Here is a 16,078-nt window from a genome sequence, read left to right on the forward strand (position 1 = left end):
TTATAGCTTTAAAATTAAATTTCATTATTTTTTAATATAAAGTTTATACTATCCTCAGGTTTATCCTCTATATATTCTCCCATATACAAAGTATTCCCATTTTTTTCATCTACTACAACTATAGCATTTTTCAAATCCTCATCACCAGAGTACTCTCCTCTAATCGGCTTATAACTTCCCATACAAAGATACAGCTTTTTATTTATAACTCTAAAAGATTCTATATGTGACATTTCATTTAATTTTTCAACTTTATACTCTTTGTTTTTATTTATTTTGTTATTTTTCAAATCGATTGTGTATTGAATTATATTTGTATAACTCTCATCTCTATCATTTTTGTTAAGTAAATATAATTTTCCATTTTCTATGCTATATTGAATTGTATCTGTATCGATTGATTCAATATCCTTATTATTAATTATAGGTCCTTCCATATATTCAAACTTATTTTTTTTCATATCATAATAAATTAAATATACTTCTCCATTTTTCTTTTTATCATTGGGATAAGTTTCTATTGTTGAATACAATTTATCCTCATATTCAAAACATATCTGATTATTACTTATTATTATTTCACTATCTTTTTTCTTTTGAACAAATTCTCCAACTTTATCAATTTCTTTTTTATTTAAATTAAATTTATAAATATCAATTGCTACATCACCACTACCTGTAATATTTCCTTTTGCAGAGTACTCAACATCTTCAGATACACTAGATAATATATATATATCTTCATTTTTAATACCAACAGTTAGTCCATAAGAAAAATTACTTTCTCCATCAAAACTTTTTGGTAAATTTAAATCATATTCTTCAACATTACCACTCCTAAGGTTTTTATTAACTATTTTAAAACTTAAGTTAGCATCTCCTGTACCTGTATAGTTTATTCCCATATCCTCTATGTATCCTATATTTTCTTCACTACAATATCTCTGATTATCTTGATGTACATTTTTAAACATTTCCTTATGTTCATCTTTCACCTTAATATTTTCACTTAGGTTGTATATTGACTTTGAATTCTTTTTCACTGTAAATTTATCTTTTGATGTTATAGTTTGAACATTTCCATACAATCCATTTTGAGTTTGAGATATAAATAATACATCTCCAATTTCATTCCTATCTCCCTTTATATCTACTAATTCATGCTTTGGTTGATTTATAATAACCCCTAATAAAACTAGTATAAAAGAGAATACTGCTAATCCTAAAATTGTAATTGATAATTTTTTATTCATATAAATCCTCCTTTATACACAAACCCTTTTATTTATTAATCTATACGAAATCAAGATAGATACCATAAGCAGTAAAATATAATACATTATGTGATTTAGTAGTAAGTTTCCTAAAATCCCACTATCTAATCCTATTATAAATACATATCCTATTATAGTAATTAAAATGTATCCAACCCCTAATAATACTCCCACTTTTTTAAATGATCTTTCTATTAACACTCCAGTAAATATAACTACAACAGCAAGTATTACCCCAAATGAATCTATCATTAAAAAATCTAATAAGTATGGTGATACTACATTTATTTGATTAACTGACTGCATCATATTAGAGTATACGTTCGCAAAATTTGGAGAACTTATTCCTGCAAGTATTTTTATAATATTTAAATCAATATACCAAAATAAAAATTGACATGCGATCACTCCATATATCATAACAATTACCATAATTAGCTTAGCTATATATATATTAAATCTTGGTTGTGGAAGGCTTAATAATGTATATATGGTTTTACTTTTTGAATAGTAGTCTCTATACCATATAATAGTTGCATATAATAAGCAAAATAATACCGCTACTCCTAAAGCCATACTCCCATATACGTATATATCATTTTTTGTAAATTCATTTACAAAACTATAACCTAAATTAGTTTTCAATATATCTATATTCATAGGCAAATTATTTTCTAAACTAATCCTTTTTACAGAATCATATAAAGTTTTCATAACTCCAGCTAAGTTAGCTATCAATAAGGTTCCTATAAGCAAGAAGTAAAGTTTGTATATTCTTTTAAATTCTATATTATATAAAGTGAGTATCCTATTCACCTTTATATACCTCCCTCATTTTATCTATTATTGATTTTCCTTCTTCTTCACGAGTCTTTTCTGCATTGAAAACTAGAGAAAGTTTCCCCTCATCAATAAGAATTACGTCATCTGCTATCATTTCAATTTCAGCAATCTCATGGGTAGTTATTATTATACTTTGTTCATCACCTACATACTTAGTCATTACACCTAAAAAATCTTCTCTTTTAAATATATCTATTCCTGAAAATGGTTCATCTAATATAGTATACTTAGCATTTTGAGCAAAGCCTAGTATAATTTTAACCCTAGCAATATTTCCCTTTGAAAGCTCTGAAATTTTTTTATCATCAGTCAAATTGAACAATTTCAGCATATCATATGCTTTTTCTCTATCCCATTTTTTATAAAATTCTTTCATAAATTCAAAACTTTCTTTTATTGTAAGTTGTGCAAAATAGTTGTCCACATCTGGGACAAAAGCTACTTTTTCATATGTTTTATAATCTATTTTTTCTCCATCTATTAATATTTCACCTCTATCTAATTTTACAAGTCCGCATATAGATTTCAAAATAGTCGACTTTCCAACACCGTTTATTCCTAAAATGCAAGTTATCTTTCCCTCATGGATTTCAAAGGATATATTGTCTAATGCTTTTACTTTTTTGTACTTTTTACTAGCATTTTTTATTTCTATCAAATTTACCCCTCCTAAAACCTATCATTTATTATGTTTATAACTTCTTCTTTTTTAACATTTATAGCTTTCATGCTTGCTATAAACGAATCCATGGATTCATTTATTAAATCTTCCTTTATTTTTGTTATTATAGAACTATCATCCGTTATATTACTTTGATAGTTTCTATGAGTCGTTATTATCCCCATTTCTTCCATTTCTTTATATGCTTTTTGAACAGTATTTGGATTTACTTTTATCATAACTGCCATATCTCTCCTTGACGGTATGCTATCTCCTATTCCTAATTCGCCTATTACAATTTGTTGCTTTATATATCGTATAATTTGAATATATACTGGTTCTTTATCGTTTGGAATAAAACTCATAATTTTCACCTCCGTATCACTGTACCATGCAAATAGTACACCTCTAAGTGTATTATATATATAGTACACTTAGAGTTCAACTGTAAATTTAAGTATAAAGTCATTTATATATATAAATACATTTAATTTGTTAACCCATACATAATAAAGCCCTTATATTTATATAAATAAATTAAGGAGGTGATTTTATTTTAGATAAACTTAAATCCTCTATGAAAAATCAATTTAATATATACGAAAACTATAAAGTGTCTGGCTATAATTTTGATTTTATGGGGGAGTATATACTTACCAATTCAAAATACTTCTTAAATAAAAAAAGAGTAATTTGGTCTTATGATAATAAAGAGTATGTATTTGCAAAAGAATTAGATAATCTATCCATTGATTACTTAGAAAAAAACTTATTATCTTTTACTGATTTTGCTATGAATGACCTTGTACAAGTCGATGAAAATCACATGTCTACAACTATAACTCTCTTTGTATCTACAAATCATATCGATAAAATTTTAAAATCTAAAATACCCAAGATAAAAAAAAGAAAAAGCTATATGTTAGGACTTAAAGGCTATTCATCACTCAGAATAATTCTTTTTGATAAATCCACAAATGAATTTATTTATAACTGCGATTCTAAAGATGTTATTCATTTTTATAAGGAGGTTTTATTATGAATTCATTAACACTACTTTTAATAAGTGCACTTATTCTTTTTATAGGATATGTATGTTATGGTGGATATTTAGCTAAAAAATGGGGAGTAGATGATACAAGAAAAACACCCGCTCATACTAAATATGATGGGGTTGACTATGTTCCTGCTAAATCTCCAGTATTACTTGGACATCACTTTGCTTCAATTGCTGGTGCTGGTCCTATAGTAGGTCCTATCCAAGCAGCTATATTTGGTTGGATACCAGTTGCCCTTTGGGTATTAATAGGTAGTATTTTCTTTGGTGGTGTTCAAGACTTTGGTTCTTTATTTGCATCTATTAGGCATGAGGGTAAATCTATAGGTGAAATAATAGAATCCAACATGGGTAAAAAGGGGAAAAAACTTTTCGCATTATTTGCTTGGTTAACTCTAGTTTTAGTTGTTGCAGCCTTTGCAAATATAGTGGCTGATAACTTTGTTTCTACCCCACAAGCTGCTAGCGCTTCAATATTTTTTATAGCTTTAGCAATTTTGTTTGGTATAGCAGTTTATAGATTTAAAATGCCTTTAATTCCAGCTTCTGTAGTAGGTGTTCTAATGTTATTTGGATGTATTTACTTAGGTTTTTTATTCCCTATAGCTTTAAGTAAACAAACTTGGATAATATTACTTATGATCTATATTTTCATAGCCTCTGTAACTCCAGTTTGGATATTACTTCAACCTAGAGATTATCTTAACTCTTATCTATTATATGCAATGATAATTGGAGCCCTTTTAGGTATTGTTATATTAAGACCAGAAATACAAATGGATGGATTTATAGGCTTTAATGTCGGAGGTCAATACTTATTCCCTGTACTATTTGTAACCGTTGCTTGTGGAGCTATTTCAGGATTTCATTCACTTGTTGGATCTGGTACATCTTCAAAACAATTGTATAAAGAATCCGATGCTAAAAAAATAGGTTATGGAGCTATGCTTATAGAAGGTCTTCTTGCAATTGTTGCTCTTATAACTGTAGCTTATATTTCTAACAAACAATTTGGAAGTTTATTAGGAAACGGTGGACCTGTCAACGTATTCTCTGAAGGAATCGCTAATTTTATGGCATCATTTGGTATACCATTCGGCATAGGTAAAACATTTACATCACTTGCTATATCTGCATTTGCGCTTACATCTTTAGATACTGCTACTAGACTTGGTAGATTTATATTCCAAGAGTTTTTCGATACAAATGGATTGAACAACAAAGAAGCTACAAAAGTCAATCCACTTAGCAATATGTATGTTTCTACAACTATAACAGTTGTATGTTCTGGTCTTTTAGCTGTTATGGGATATGAAAAAATATGGCCTATATTCGGATCTGCAAACCAACTTTTAGCAGCAATAGCATTAATGGCCATAGCTATATGGCTTGCTAATTCAAATAAGAGCTTTAAAGAATTTATAATTCCTATCATTTTTATGTTTATAGTTACTATAGTATCATTATGTTTTAATATAAAAGCTAATATAGGGGTCAATTATGCACTTGTAATAATAGCAGTTCTTTTGCTTGTTTTAGCTATTATATTAATAAAAGAAGCTATTATGTTTATAAAAAAAGAAAAAATAAAAAACTTTAAATAAATAAAAAATAAGCTATCTTAAAAAAGATAGCTTATTTTTTATTTATTTAAATAGTTAAAACTTAAATCTCTATAAAAGTTTGCTTGAGTTAAACTTATATATGGAATTAGCCATAAAAAACCTATTCCAAATGTAAGTGCAGATAAAATAGCCCAGCCTATAAAGCTTAACTCTATAACAAAAAATTTCCATTTATTACCCTTCATCATTTTTATACTTAATCCCATAGCTTCTATAGTACCTAAGTGCTCATGTTCTATTATTATATATGGAGTTAGCATTAAAGCTAGTTCAAGTATAGTTAAAAGTATTAACAGTACCAATATCACCAAAATTCCAAATATAAATCCTGCTCCGAATCCCGATTCCGAAAAAGTAAATACAACTGTTCCGCCTAGTGCTATACCTATTATAATAAATGTAGCTACAAATACAATTGCAGATAATATAACTGTATATATTAATGCCTTTATAAATTTACTTTTAGAAACTAAAACATCTGAAAAAGAACCATTCCCCATTTTTTCAACAAACATTAAGTAAAAGTTAGGAATTCCTATAGTTATAAATACTCCAAATCCAAATGACACTACAAACATTACTAAAGCTAATAACATAGAGTCTGATTGTCCTTGCAACATACTTATTATTATAGATGCTACACTATAAGATAGTGTCAATAATACAGGTATCTTCCAATTTCCCTTTAATTGACTTTTCGATAATTCTTTTAGTTGAACTCTATCGATTTTAAACGCCCCCTTATTTTTAATTTGTATGACATTTAAAACTACATACATTATATTATATTAAAAACTTTTTATTTATTGATTAAATTATTAATTTATTGATATATATATTATATAAAAAATTTTTTCGAGGTGATTTTTAATGATAACAATAATTTCCCCCGCAACAACTATGAGTTTTGATATAAACACTAATTTCAAGTCTTCTACTCCTTTTTTTGAGTCTGAAGTTAAGTATCTTATCTCTATTTTAAAAAAGTTAACTAAAGATGAAATAAGTGATCTAATGAATCTAAGCAATGACTTAACTAATTTAAATTTTGATAGATATCAAACATTAGGGACTGAATCTAGCAAATACTTACAAGCTTTACTTGCTTTTGATGGTCAAGTATTTAATTGCATTAAAGTAAATGAATTTGATGAGTCAGACTTTGAATTTGCAAATGCTCATTTAAGAATCTTATCAGGTTTGTATGGTGTACTAAAACCTTTAGATATGATACAATCTTATAGACTTGAAATGAAAGCTAAATTAAAAAATGAACAAGGAAATGACTTGTATAAATTTTGGAAAGAAAAAATAACTGATTATATTTATAATGAAATTAATAATCAGGAAAATAAAACTCTGCTTAATTTATCATCAAATGAATATTCTAAAGCTATAAATATTAAAAAATTATCTAAAGATTTTCAAGTTGTAAATGTAGAGTTTAAAGACTTCAAAGAAAGTAGTAATACTTATAAAGTTATAGGTATTTACTCAAAAAAAGCTAGGGGTAACCTAACTAGCTACATAATTAAAAACAAAATAGATTCTATAGAAGGTATTAAAAACTTTAATTACGATGGATATACTTTTAATGCAAATTTATCTGATAGTAATTCAATAATATTTACTAGATAGTAACAATTATTATTTTTAGATTAAAAAGTATTATTTTGGGTATATATCATTTGACTTAAAATTTGGAGGTTTCTGACTATGAAGTATAACTACACACAAGAGTTAAATAATATATTAAATAAAACATATAAAGAAATTATTTTTAGAATGGCTTTAAGTAATGAAAACATAGATTTTTCAAAAGAAAATTTAGATAAAACAAAAGAGCTACTTTTAAGTGAAAAAGTTTTTATTGGAAGTGATTTAGATAAGTTTATTATAAACTGTATCCCATTAGGCCATGAGGGGAACTTATTTAGAGTATCAATATCAAAACATCATGACAGACTTCATCCAAGATTTGAAAACTATAAAGGAGAGCCTGTATCTGATTCTAGTTATTCTAAATTTGGACTTTTACTTTGGGAAGAACATATGAACAATTTATTAATATCAGATATTCAATCATTATTTAGCCAAGAAGAGTTTGTAAACTTTGTGAATAATGATTTAGATAGTTGTTTGAACGAGTTATCAATTAAGTTAGATAAATATAAAAATAATTCAATAAAAATAGAATTTAAAAACAAAGAAAGCTTATTGAGCACAATTGCTGATATGATAGTTAATGAGTCTCTTGATTTTGAATTTGCTCATATATTAGTTGATATGGATAAACTTAGAGATGATATGGCTAAAATGTCTACTACATTTGACGTTTATAATGAATTCGATAAATTAGAGGACGATACTAAATATTGCATAATAAATTATCCTAAATACAATTATGACGAATTAATTGAAGTATTAACAAAGGATTATGGATTTAAATTATTAAATGAAAATTGTTTATCAAAAAACAAGTAAAACAAAAGGGTAACTATATAATTTTAGGAATAAAATTATATAGTTACCTTTTTAATTGATTTATTATCTTTTTATTACACTACCAAAGAAGTCAACGTCTATATGATCAAACTCTACATTTGTTTTTCCTTCATAAGTAATGTATATGCCATCAATCCATTTACCTTTGTAATCTCGTTGGAGTAAACTTTCAACAATTGTGTATATTGTTACACTAGCTCCTGTACTTCCTTGAAAAAATTTATTGCTCCAAAATTTGTTTACTTTGTCTTCTTTAATATTTATGTAAGCTATATTATTCTCTATTTTAATTAACTCTATTGGAGCATTTTTAAATTGTAATTTTGATACTTCTTTGATAATTATATTTACTTTATCATTCATAGATAAATTATCATCGATTTTGATATCACTTATTATTTTCTTTTCACTTGTATTAGAATCCATACTTATTATTTTAGCTTCATAAGTTTTTGAGTTTTTTTCCTCATTTTGCTTATCAGTATTTAAATTACTAGATACTTGTATCTCAGATTCATTATTACCTTTAACATCAACCTTGTTGTTGCATCCGCTTAAAACCAATATACATATAAATATTAAGCAAAAAAATTTTTTTAACTTTTTCATATTTATACCTCCATATTTTACATATAACATCTATTTTAATTATATGAATCAAATATAGAAATATTTTATATATTTTTAGTTGTTTATACTGCTTAATTCATTCGCCAATTCTTCATCTTCTTTAGCCCATAAGAGAGTTCTATCAACTGCTCTTTTCCATCCTTTATATAAAATAGTTCTTTTCCTATCATCCATACTCGGTGTAAATTCCTTGTCTATTTCCCATTTTTCTTTTATTTCTTCTATACTTTTGAAAAACCCTACTGAAAGACCTGCAAGATATGCAGCCCCTAAAGCTGTAGTTTCTATTATTTTAGGTCTATCAATATTCACATTTAATATATCTGATTGGAATTGCATTAAGAAGTTATTTGCACTTGCTCCTCCATCAACTCTAAGACATTTTAACTGCATTTTAGAATCCTCTTGCATAGCCATTAAAACATCTTTTGTTTGATATGCTATAGATTCTAATGTAGCTCTAACTATGTGACCTCTTTTTGCTCCTCTTGTCAATCCAAATATAGCTCCTCTAGCATACATATCCCAATAAGGAGCCCCTAATCCTGTAAATGCAGGAACTACATAAACTCCATTAGTATCTTGAACTTGATTTGCATAGTATTCCGATTGTCCTGAATCATATATTAGCCTAAGTTCATCTCTTAACCATTGAATCGATGCTCCTCCAACAAATATACTTCCTTCTAAAGCATAGTTAACTTTTCCATCTACTCCCCACGCTATAGTAGTCAATAATCCTTTTTCTGACTCAACTATCGTATCACCTGTGTTCATTAATAAAAAGCACCCAGTTCCGTAAGTATTTTTAACACTACCTTGCTCAAAACATGTTTGCCCAAATAATGCAGCTTGTTGATCTCCTGCACACCCTGCTATAGGTATTTGTGCACCAGCTAACATTTCCGAATCTGTGTATCCATAAATTTCACTAGATGGTCTAACTTCAGGCAACATACTCTTTGGTATGTTTAATTCACCTAGAATTTCTTCATCCCATTTCAAATCTTTTATATTGAAAAGCATTGTTCTTGATGCATTTGAATAATCTGTAACATGAACTTTTCCTCTCGTTAAATTCCATATAAGCCATGTATCTACAGTTCCAAATAAAAGCTCTCCATTTTCAGCTTTATCTCTTGCACCTTCTACATTTTCTAAAATCCAATTTATTTTAGTAGCTGAAAAATATGCATCTACCAAAAGTCCTGTTTTTTCTTTTATAGTAGCTTCTAAGCCTTTATCTTTTAACTTATCGCATATGTCTGCTGTTCTTCTACATTGCCACACAATAGCATTATATACCGGTTTGCCCGTATTTTTATCCCATACAATTGTAGTTTCTCTTTGATTTGTTATACCTATTGCTGCAATTTCATCAGGTCTTATAAAAGATGTTTCTAGAACTTCTCTTAGTACACCACTTTGACTTCCCCAAATTTCCATAGGATTATGTTCAACCCAAGAAGCCTTTGGGTATATTTGAGTAAACTCCTTTTGTGCAGTTGAAACTATATTACCATATTTATCAAATAATATTGCCCTTGAACTAGTAGTTCCTTGATCTAATGCTATTATATATTTTTTTTCCATAATTTATCCTCAGCGAAAGAGTATATCTTAATCAATACCTTTCACTAAATTTCATCTCCTTTCGATATACACATTTTTAAGTAAATTAATGTATATTATCAATCTAAAATTAGTCTTTTTTTGTCTAAGGTATGCTAATTAGTTTTTATTATTATTTTATTGAGCATCTCTACCTATTATAATTTGCATTAATACAATTATTCAATAGTAACATTTTCAACTAGGAATTTCAAAATTATATCTGCATATTATTAGATTTGCTATATATATAATATAATTACTGAAAATAATTTAATATTCCTTTTTTAAATTTTATTATTTTAGATATTAAATCTTAAATTTGCTTTATTATAGAAATAATGCAATTTAACTATATCTATAAATACATATGATACAAAAAATAATTTAAAATAGGTGTGAATATAATCACACCTATTTTAAATTTATTTACCCATATGGAATGTTCTATTTATAATATCTAATTGTTGCTCTTTAGTAAGTTTTGTAAAATGTACCGCATACCCAGAAACTCTTATTGTTAATCTAGGGTATTCTTCTGGTCTTTCCATTGCATCTATAAGCATCTCTCTATCAAATACATTTACATTTAGGTGATGTGCACCTTGTCCAAAATAACCATCCAACATTGCAGTTAGATTTGAAGTTCTTTCTTCTATATCTTTACCTAAAGCTCCTGGAATTATTGAAAATGTATTAGAAATTCCATCTTGAGCATGTTCATAAGGAAGTTTAGCAACCGATGATAAGGAAGCTAATGCTCCACTAACATCTCTTCCATGCATAGGATTGGCTCCTGGTGCAAATGGCTCGCCTGCTTTTCTTCCATCAGGAGTATTTCCTGTTTTCTTTCCATAAACCACATTAGAAGTAATAGTTAGTATTGATTGGGTATGATATGAATTCCTATAAGTTTTATTCTTTCTTAGTTTATTCATAAAACTTTTTACTAAATCTATAGCTATATTGTCTACTCTATCATCATTGTTACCATATTTAGGGTATTCTCCCTCTACTTCAAAATCTATAGCTATACCAGCTTCATTTCTTATTGGCTTAACTTTTGCATATTTAATAGCTGATAGAGAGTCCACACATACTGATAATCCAGCTATTCCACAAGCCATAGTTCTAAATACATCTCTATCATGTAACGCCATCTCTAAAGCTTCATAGGAATATTTATCGTGCATATAATGTATTACGTTAAGAGTATTTATATATAAATTCGCTAACCAATCTGTAAATAAATCAAACTTTTCTATCACCTCTTCATAATTTAAATACTCAGATCTTATAACCTCAAATTTAGGGCCAACTTGAATTCCTAGTTTTTCATCAATTCCACCATTTATCGAATAAAGAAGTGTTTTTGCTAAGTTAACTCTAGCTCCAAAGAATTGCATTTGTTTACCTATTCTCATAGCAGAAACACAACATGCAATTCCATAATCATCTCCCCAATAAGGTCTCATAAGGTCATCATTTTCATACTGTATAGAACTTGTATCTATTGAAACTTTAGAACAGAAATCCTTGAATCCTTTTGGTAGAGAATTTGACCATAAAACAGTTAGATTTGGCTCTGGCGATGGACCTAGCGTATACAATGTATGTAAAATTCTAAAAGAATTTTTTGTAACTAATGTTCTTCCATCTATACCCATACCTCCTATTGATTCCGTTACCCAAGTTGGATCCCCTGAAAATAAATCATTGTATTCTGGAGTTCTAAGAAACTTAACCATTCTTAACTTCATTACAAAATGATCCATTAACTCTTGAATTTTTTCCTCTGTGATTTCTCCATTTTTTAAATCTCTCTCAAAATATATATCTAGGAAAGTACTAGTTCTCCCTAATGACATTGCCGCTCCATTTTGATCTTTTATAGCTCCTAAGTACCCAAAGTATAACCATTGAACTGCTTCTCTAGAGTTTTCAGCTGGTCTTGATATATCAAACCCGTAACTTTCAGCCATTTTTTTTAGTGATTCTAACGCTTTTATTTGATCTGATATTTCTTCTCTTAATCTTATAATATCTTCATCTATTACACTTACATCTAAACTATTCTTCTGGCTAATTTTATCTTCAATTAATCTATCAACTCCATATAATGCAACACGTCTGTAGTCTCCTATAATCCTCCCTCTTCCATATGCATCAGGTAATCCAGTTATTATTCCTGATTTTCTTGCTAATCTCATTTCCTCTGTATATGCATCGAATACACCTTGATTATGAGTTTTTCTATATTTAGTGAAAATTTCTTTTACTTTTTTATCTAGTTCAAATCCATAAGCCTTACAAGATGTTTCTACCATTCTTATCCCACCATAAGGCATTATACCTCTCTTTAAAGGTTCATCTGTTTGTAATCCTACAACAACCTCTTTTTCTTTATCTATATAACCTGGTTTATAAGCATCTATCGCTGATACTGTCTTAGTATCTACATCCAAAGTTCCTCCGTTATCTCTCTCTTTCTTAAATAATATCATCATATCATCCATTAATGCGTTTGTGTTTTCTGTTGCCTCAACTAAAAAAGACCCATCTCCTTCATATGGAGTATAATTTAATTGTATAAAATCTCTAACATCAATCTCCTTACTCCACTTTCCATCTTTAAAATTTTTCCAAGCTGTATTATACATTTAGTTGCCTCCTACATATTTCTTTAAATATATCTTATAAATTTATTTACTTTATTACTTACCTTTATAATAAAATTTATACACTTCATCTTTATTTGGTAATAATTTTATAAATCTATTCTAATTTATAAATTTAAATTCATATATGTTTTTAAACAACTTATCTGATATATATTTCATATTCACATTTTTTGTAAGTTATAGGAGTTCCATTTGTTTTATCATTATCAAATTGAACAACTTCAATTTTGTGTTTACCCTCTTTTAAATCATTATCACATATAGTTAACGTAACAGAACTTTCTTTCCCTAGCTTTTCAACTGTATTTAACTTTCCATCTATATATATATAACTTACTCTAGAATCATCAAAGTCTTTTGAGCTAAGTCCAACTTGTCCCAAACCTTTTTTTTCATCTCTATATACAGTAGGAATAGAGCCATCTTCTGAATTTGAAACATTAGTAGTAACTATTATACTACCCTTACCTATATCCCCTTCCACTCCAGATGGGATTGTTTTTTCAACTTCAACTCTATTTTCAACAACTTCCTTAGAACATCCAACAGTAAATACCATCATTAAACACAATAAAAATAATAATTTTTTCATTACATCCTCCAAAATCTCAATATTATTACTCTTTAGTGTTCCCAATTTTATACAAAAAAAGCATGAATTAATATATTAATTCATGCTTTTAAAAGAATTATTTTAATAAATAATTATTAACGTAGCATTTTATATTGCCTTTTTTGACAATTATGCAAAGAAAATAACTATTTACTAAAGTTTTATTATGCAGCTTCTAATTCTTCTTCTTCGTCTTTTTCTTGTCTAGATTTTATAAATTTAAATACATAATGAACTGCCATACCTACTCCAATAGCAAATACTAAGTCAAATACTACTGTAAATGTAAAAGTTATAAGCAGTACTAAAACATCTGATTTACTTGAAGATAATAGTTCCTTAAAATGAGACCATTCTCCCATATTATATGAAACAATAATAAGTATAGCTGCTAAAGTCGTCATTGGTATTAGCTTTGCAAAAGGCATAAGAATAACCATTATAAGTAATAATGTTATAGCATGTACCATTCCTGATATAGGACTTCTCCCCCCATTTTTTACGTTTGCAGCAGTTCTTGCTATAGCTCCAGTTGCAGGAATTCCTCCAAATAAAGAAGATGCTATATTTCCTAATCCCTGTGCTACAAGTTCCATATTTGAATCATGTTTATCATCTATCATATTATCTGAAACTACACAAGAAAGTAGTGATTCTATAGCTCCTAATAGTGCAATTGTAAGTGCTGGATTTATTAAGTTTATAATTGTTTTTACATCCATATGTGGTATTTGTGGCTTAGGTATTGAAGATGATATCTCACTAAATCTAGTACCTATTGTGTCTGTTGGTAAGTTCAATAAATTTACAGCTAATGTAGAAACTATTAGCGCTATTATTGAAGCTGGAATCTTTTTATTTACCTTAGGCCAGTAAACTAAAATTAAAATACAAGATAGACCTATTAGAAATGATGCTATATCAAAAGTAGATATGTTTTGTATATAGCTTTCAACTTTGCCTATAAACTCTGCTGGCACATCCGCTATTTTAAATCCAAAAAAATCTTTTAATTGAGTTGTAAGTAATGTTACTGCTATTCCGCTTGTAAATCCTACTGTAATTGTTTGTGGTACATATTTTATTAAAGATCCAAATCTAAGTAGTCCCATAACTACTAATATAATTCCTGCCATCATTGTAGATGTTATAAGTCCAGTTATTCCATAAGTTTTAACTACTCCATAAACAATTACAACAAATGCTCCTGTAGGTCCTCCTATTTGAACCTTACTACCACCTAGAAGAGAAATTACAAACCCTGCAAATATAGCAGTTATAAGACCTTTCTCTGGTGATACGCCTGAAGATATAGCTAATGCTATCGAAAGCGGTAAAGCTATTATAGCAACTATTATACCTGCTATTATATCTTTTCCAACTTGATCTTTAGTAAGCTCATTATCTTTAATCATTTTAAATAACTTTGGTGACACGAAAACACTTCCTTCCAAAACTAAATATTGCAACATTTAATATATTAATCCTATTTTTTGATAAAGTCCATACATAATTTTTAAAATTTGTGTTAAAAACAAAAAAGATACTCCGCAATCGAAGTATCTTTCGTATTTTTTAAATTTCATTCAGTTTTTGAAGTAATTCTTCTAAATCTATCCCATGTATATATGCAGCTTGTTCTAAAGTTTCCATTTGTGCTGAAGGACAACCTAAACATCCCATTTCGTAAGACATTAAAACATTTACTGAGTTTGGTTTTTTATTAATTAAATCGCCTATTAAGGTATTTTTATCTATTTTCATTTTAAATTCTCCTTTAATAATAGTTCGTATTTTTCTAATTTTATTATATCTTAATATTATAATATTTTTAAACTTTTTTCCGTAACATACGTTACATTTTTAATTTTTTGTTAATAATTAAAAGCATGAAAATCTTTATTATGGTAAAATTTTATTTTACATTAAAATTTTACATTCCCATTTATTTTCTTTTTAATGTTTTTATGATAAAATATGTTATATATTTATGCTTGCTTGAATATAAATTTAATTGTGAAACTTGTACATACTATAAATATATTTTAAATTTCAAGCATAACTTGTTATCATAATTTAAATTTGAAATAATCTAGGAGGATTAATATGAGCTTAAAAGACAAATTCGCAGCATCATACGCTAGATCTAAAACAATGTCTGGCCCTGAAAAAAAAGCTAATGAAATAATGGGGAAATTATTACTTAAAAAGAGTATTATTCCTATGATCATAATGTTAGTTGTTTGGATGACAGGTATATACTTTAAAGTTAATGGTTGGGTATTATTCGGAATCGTACTTGTTATCGCTGTTGGTACTTATTTTTACATCAAAAAACAAGGCGACAAATATCAAAACTTCAAACCTTTTGTTGGAAATTTAATAAGCCTTGAGAAAAAGGGTAAAAAAGAATATGTAGCTATAATAAAACAAGGTAAAAGAGTTGATAAGTTACAAATAAAATATGGTGGCGAAGAGTTAGAGAAAGTTAAAAAGAACCAATTAGTTCAAATAAGTTATAATAAAGATGAAAAAATTGCAATAGTTGTAACTAAATAATTTTTCAAAGGAAAAGCTT

Annotated in this window: 16 protein-coding genes; 5 read left to right on the plus strand and 11 right to left on the minus strand. The window is 27.7% G+C overall.

Going from position 1 to position 16,078, the window contains the following annotated elements; genetic code table 11:
* Window positions 1-14: 14 nt before the first annotated feature.
* The 4 genes from GFJ41_RS10805 to GFJ41_RS10820 are packed head-to-tail and all read right to left on the minus strand — an operon-like array spanning window position 15 to window position 3,143.
* Window positions 15-1,253: a hypothetical protein gene (locus GFJ41_RS10805; protein ID WP_170075312.1), complete on the minus strand. Its 1,239-nt coding sequence runs from the start codon at window positions 1,251-1,253 to the stop codon at window positions 15-17.
* A 12-nt stretch (window positions 1,254-1,265) separates the two neighbouring features.
* Entirely contained in the window at window positions 1,266-2,090 is an 825-nt protein-coding gene (locus GFJ41_RS10810) for a hypothetical protein (protein ID WP_170075313.1), read from the minus strand.
* Window positions 2,083-2,775, minus strand: a complete 693-nt coding sequence (locus GFJ41_RS10815; protein ID WP_021429577.1) for an ABC transporter ATP-binding protein — start codon at window positions 2,773-2,775, stop codon at window positions 2,083-2,085. The genes GFJ41_RS10810 and GFJ41_RS10815 overlap by 8 nt, the downstream gene beginning before the upstream one ends.
* A gap of 11 nt (window positions 2,776-2,786) precedes the next feature.
* Window positions 2,787-3,143 (minus strand): GntR family transcriptional regulator, encoded by a 357-nt coding sequence (locus GFJ41_RS10820; RefSeq protein ID WP_035114999.1) that lies wholly within the window; start codon window positions 3,141-3,143, stop codon window positions 2,787-2,789.
* 188 nt (window positions 3,144-3,331) lie between these two features.
* Between GFJ41_RS10820 and GFJ41_RS10825 the strand changes: the two genes are divergently transcribed.
* Together GFJ41_RS10825 and GFJ41_RS10830 are read left to right on the plus strand one after the other, a co-directional pair.
* Window positions 3,332-3,820, plus strand: a complete 489-nt coding sequence (locus GFJ41_RS10825) for a DUF8052 family protein (RefSeq protein ID WP_500048748.1) — start codon at window positions 3,332-3,334, stop codon at window positions 3,818-3,820.
* Window positions 3,817-5,439, plus strand: a complete 1,623-nt coding sequence (locus GFJ41_RS10830) for a carbon starvation CstA family protein (RefSeq protein WP_035115001.1) — start codon at window positions 3,817-3,819, stop codon at window positions 5,437-5,439. The genes GFJ41_RS10825 and GFJ41_RS10830 overlap by 4 nt, the downstream gene beginning before the upstream one ends.
* 38 nt (window positions 5,440-5,477) lie before the next feature.
* Here the strand turns inward: GFJ41_RS10830 and GFJ41_RS10835 are convergent, their stop codons facing one another.
* Window positions 5,478-6,239, minus strand: coding sequence for a DUF975 family protein (locus tag GFJ41_RS10835; protein WP_081949202.1), 762 nt, complete (start codon window positions 6,237-6,239; stop codon window positions 5,478-5,480).
* Between the two features lie 91 nt (window positions 6,240-6,330).
* On the opposite strand from GFJ41_RS10835, the gene GFJ41_RS10840 reads away from it, so the two are divergent.
* Window positions 6,331-7,098 (plus strand): YaaA family protein, encoded by a 768-nt coding sequence (locus GFJ41_RS10840; protein WP_035115004.1) that lies wholly within the window; start codon window positions 6,331-6,333, stop codon window positions 7,096-7,098.
* Between the two features lie 78 nt (window positions 7,099-7,176).
* Window positions 7,177-7,944 carry a hypothetical protein gene (locus GFJ41_RS10845; protein ID WP_035115007.1) on the plus strand — a complete coding sequence of 256 codons (768 nt, stop codon included), beginning with the start codon at window positions 7,177-7,179 and terminating at the stop codon, window positions 7,942-7,944.
* 63 nt (window positions 7,945-8,007) lie between these two features.
* On the opposite strand, the gene GFJ41_RS10850 is transcribed toward GFJ41_RS10845, so the two are convergent.
* From GFJ41_RS10850 to GFJ41_RS10875, 6 genes are all read right to left on the minus strand, one after another.
* The gene (locus tag GFJ41_RS10850; protein WP_170075314.1) at window positions 8,008-8,574 is read right to left on the minus strand and encodes a hypothetical protein; all 567 of its coding nucleotides are present in this window, start codon (window positions 8,572-8,574) and stop codon (window positions 8,008-8,010) included.
* A gap of 75 nt (window positions 8,575-8,649) precedes the next feature.
* A complete protein-coding gene (gene glpK, locus GFJ41_RS10855) occupies window positions 8,650-10,188 on the minus strand; it encodes a glycerol kinase GlpK (protein WP_021433598.1) in 1,539 nt (512 codons plus the stop codon).
* 443 nt (window positions 10,189-10,631) lie between these two features.
* Window positions 10,632-12,866, minus strand: a complete 2,235-nt coding sequence (gene pflB, locus GFJ41_RS10860) for a formate C-acetyltransferase (protein ID WP_150843142.1) — start codon at window positions 12,864-12,866, stop codon at window positions 10,632-10,634.
* A 160-nt stretch (window positions 12,867-13,026) separates the two neighbouring features.
* Window positions 13,027-13,479: a hypothetical protein gene (locus tag GFJ41_RS10865; RefSeq protein WP_170075315.1), complete on the minus strand. Its 453-nt coding sequence runs from the start codon at window positions 13,477-13,479 to the stop codon at window positions 13,027-13,029.
* Window positions 13,480-13,664: 185 nt separating this feature from the next.
* Window positions 13,665-14,915, minus strand: a complete 1,251-nt coding sequence (locus GFJ41_RS10870) for a SulP family inorganic anion transporter (protein ID WP_052169122.1) — start codon at window positions 14,913-14,915, stop codon at window positions 13,665-13,667.
* A gap of 160 nt (window positions 14,916-15,075) precedes the next feature.
* A complete protein-coding gene (locus GFJ41_RS10875) occupies window positions 15,076-15,264 on the minus strand; it encodes a DUF1858 domain-containing protein (RefSeq protein ID WP_035115013.1) in 189 nt (62 codons plus the stop codon).
* 342 nt (window positions 15,265-15,606) lie between these two features.
* Between GFJ41_RS10875 and GFJ41_RS10880 the strand changes: the two genes are divergently transcribed.
* Complete coding sequence (locus GFJ41_RS10880) at window positions 15,607-16,059, plus strand: hypothetical protein (protein ID WP_021429741.1); 453 nt, start codon at window positions 15,607-15,609, stop codon at window positions 16,057-16,059.
* Window positions 16,060-16,078: the final 19 nt, after the last annotated feature.

The sequence above is a fragment of the Paraclostridium dentum genome (genome assembly GCF_012922555.1).
Classification (GTDB): Bacteria; Bacillota; Clostridia; order Peptostreptococcales; family Peptostreptococcaceae; genus Paraclostridium; species Paraclostridium dentum.

Coding starts and splice junctions, on each gene's coding strand:
- GFJ41_RS10805 (WP_170075312.1), bottom strand. CDS start 1,253: ATGAATAAAAAATTATCAATTACAATTTTAGGATTAGCAGTATTCTCT.
- GFJ41_RS10820 (WP_035114999.1), bottom strand. CDS start 3,143: ATGAGTTTTATTCCAAACGATAAAGAACCAGTATATATTCAAATTATA.
- GFJ41_RS10830 (WP_035115001.1), top strand. CDS start 3,817: ATGAATTCATTAACACTACTTTTAATAAGTGCACTTATTCTTTTTATA.
- GFJ41_RS10835 (WP_081949202.1), bottom strand. CDS start 6,239: ATGTATGTAGTTTTAAATGTCATACAAATTAAAAATAAGGGGGCGTTT.
- GFJ41_RS10840 (WP_035115004.1), top strand. CDS start 6,331: ATGATAACAATAATTTCCCCCGCAACAACTATGAGTTTTGATATAAAC.
- GFJ41_RS10845 (WP_035115007.1), top strand. CDS start 7,177: ATGAAGTATAACTACACACAAGAGTTAAATAATATATTAAATAAAACA.
- GFJ41_RS10850 (WP_170075314.1), bottom strand. CDS start 8,574: ATGAAAAAGTTAAAAAAATTTTTTTGCTTAATATTTATATGTATATTG.
- glpK (WP_021433598.1), bottom strand. CDS start 10,188: ATGGAAAAAAAATATATAATAGCATTAGATCAAGGAACTACTAGTTCA.
- pflB (WP_150843142.1), bottom strand. CDS start 12,866: ATGTATAATACAGCTTGGAAAAATTTTAAAGATGGAAAGTGGAGTAAG.
- GFJ41_RS10865 (WP_170075315.1), bottom strand. CDS start 13,479: ATGAAAAAATTATTATTTTTATTGTGTTTAATGATGGTATTTACTGTT.
- GFJ41_RS10870 (WP_052169122.1), bottom strand. CDS start 14,915: ATGATTAAAGATAATGAGCTTACTAAAGATCAAGTTGGAAAAGATATA.
- GFJ41_RS10875 (WP_035115013.1), bottom strand. CDS start 15,264: ATGAAAATAGATAAAAATACCTTAATAGGCGATTTAATTAATAAAAAA.
- GFJ41_RS10880 (WP_021429741.1), top strand. CDS start 15,607: ATGAGCTTAAAAGACAAATTCGCAGCATCATACGCTAGATCTAAAACA.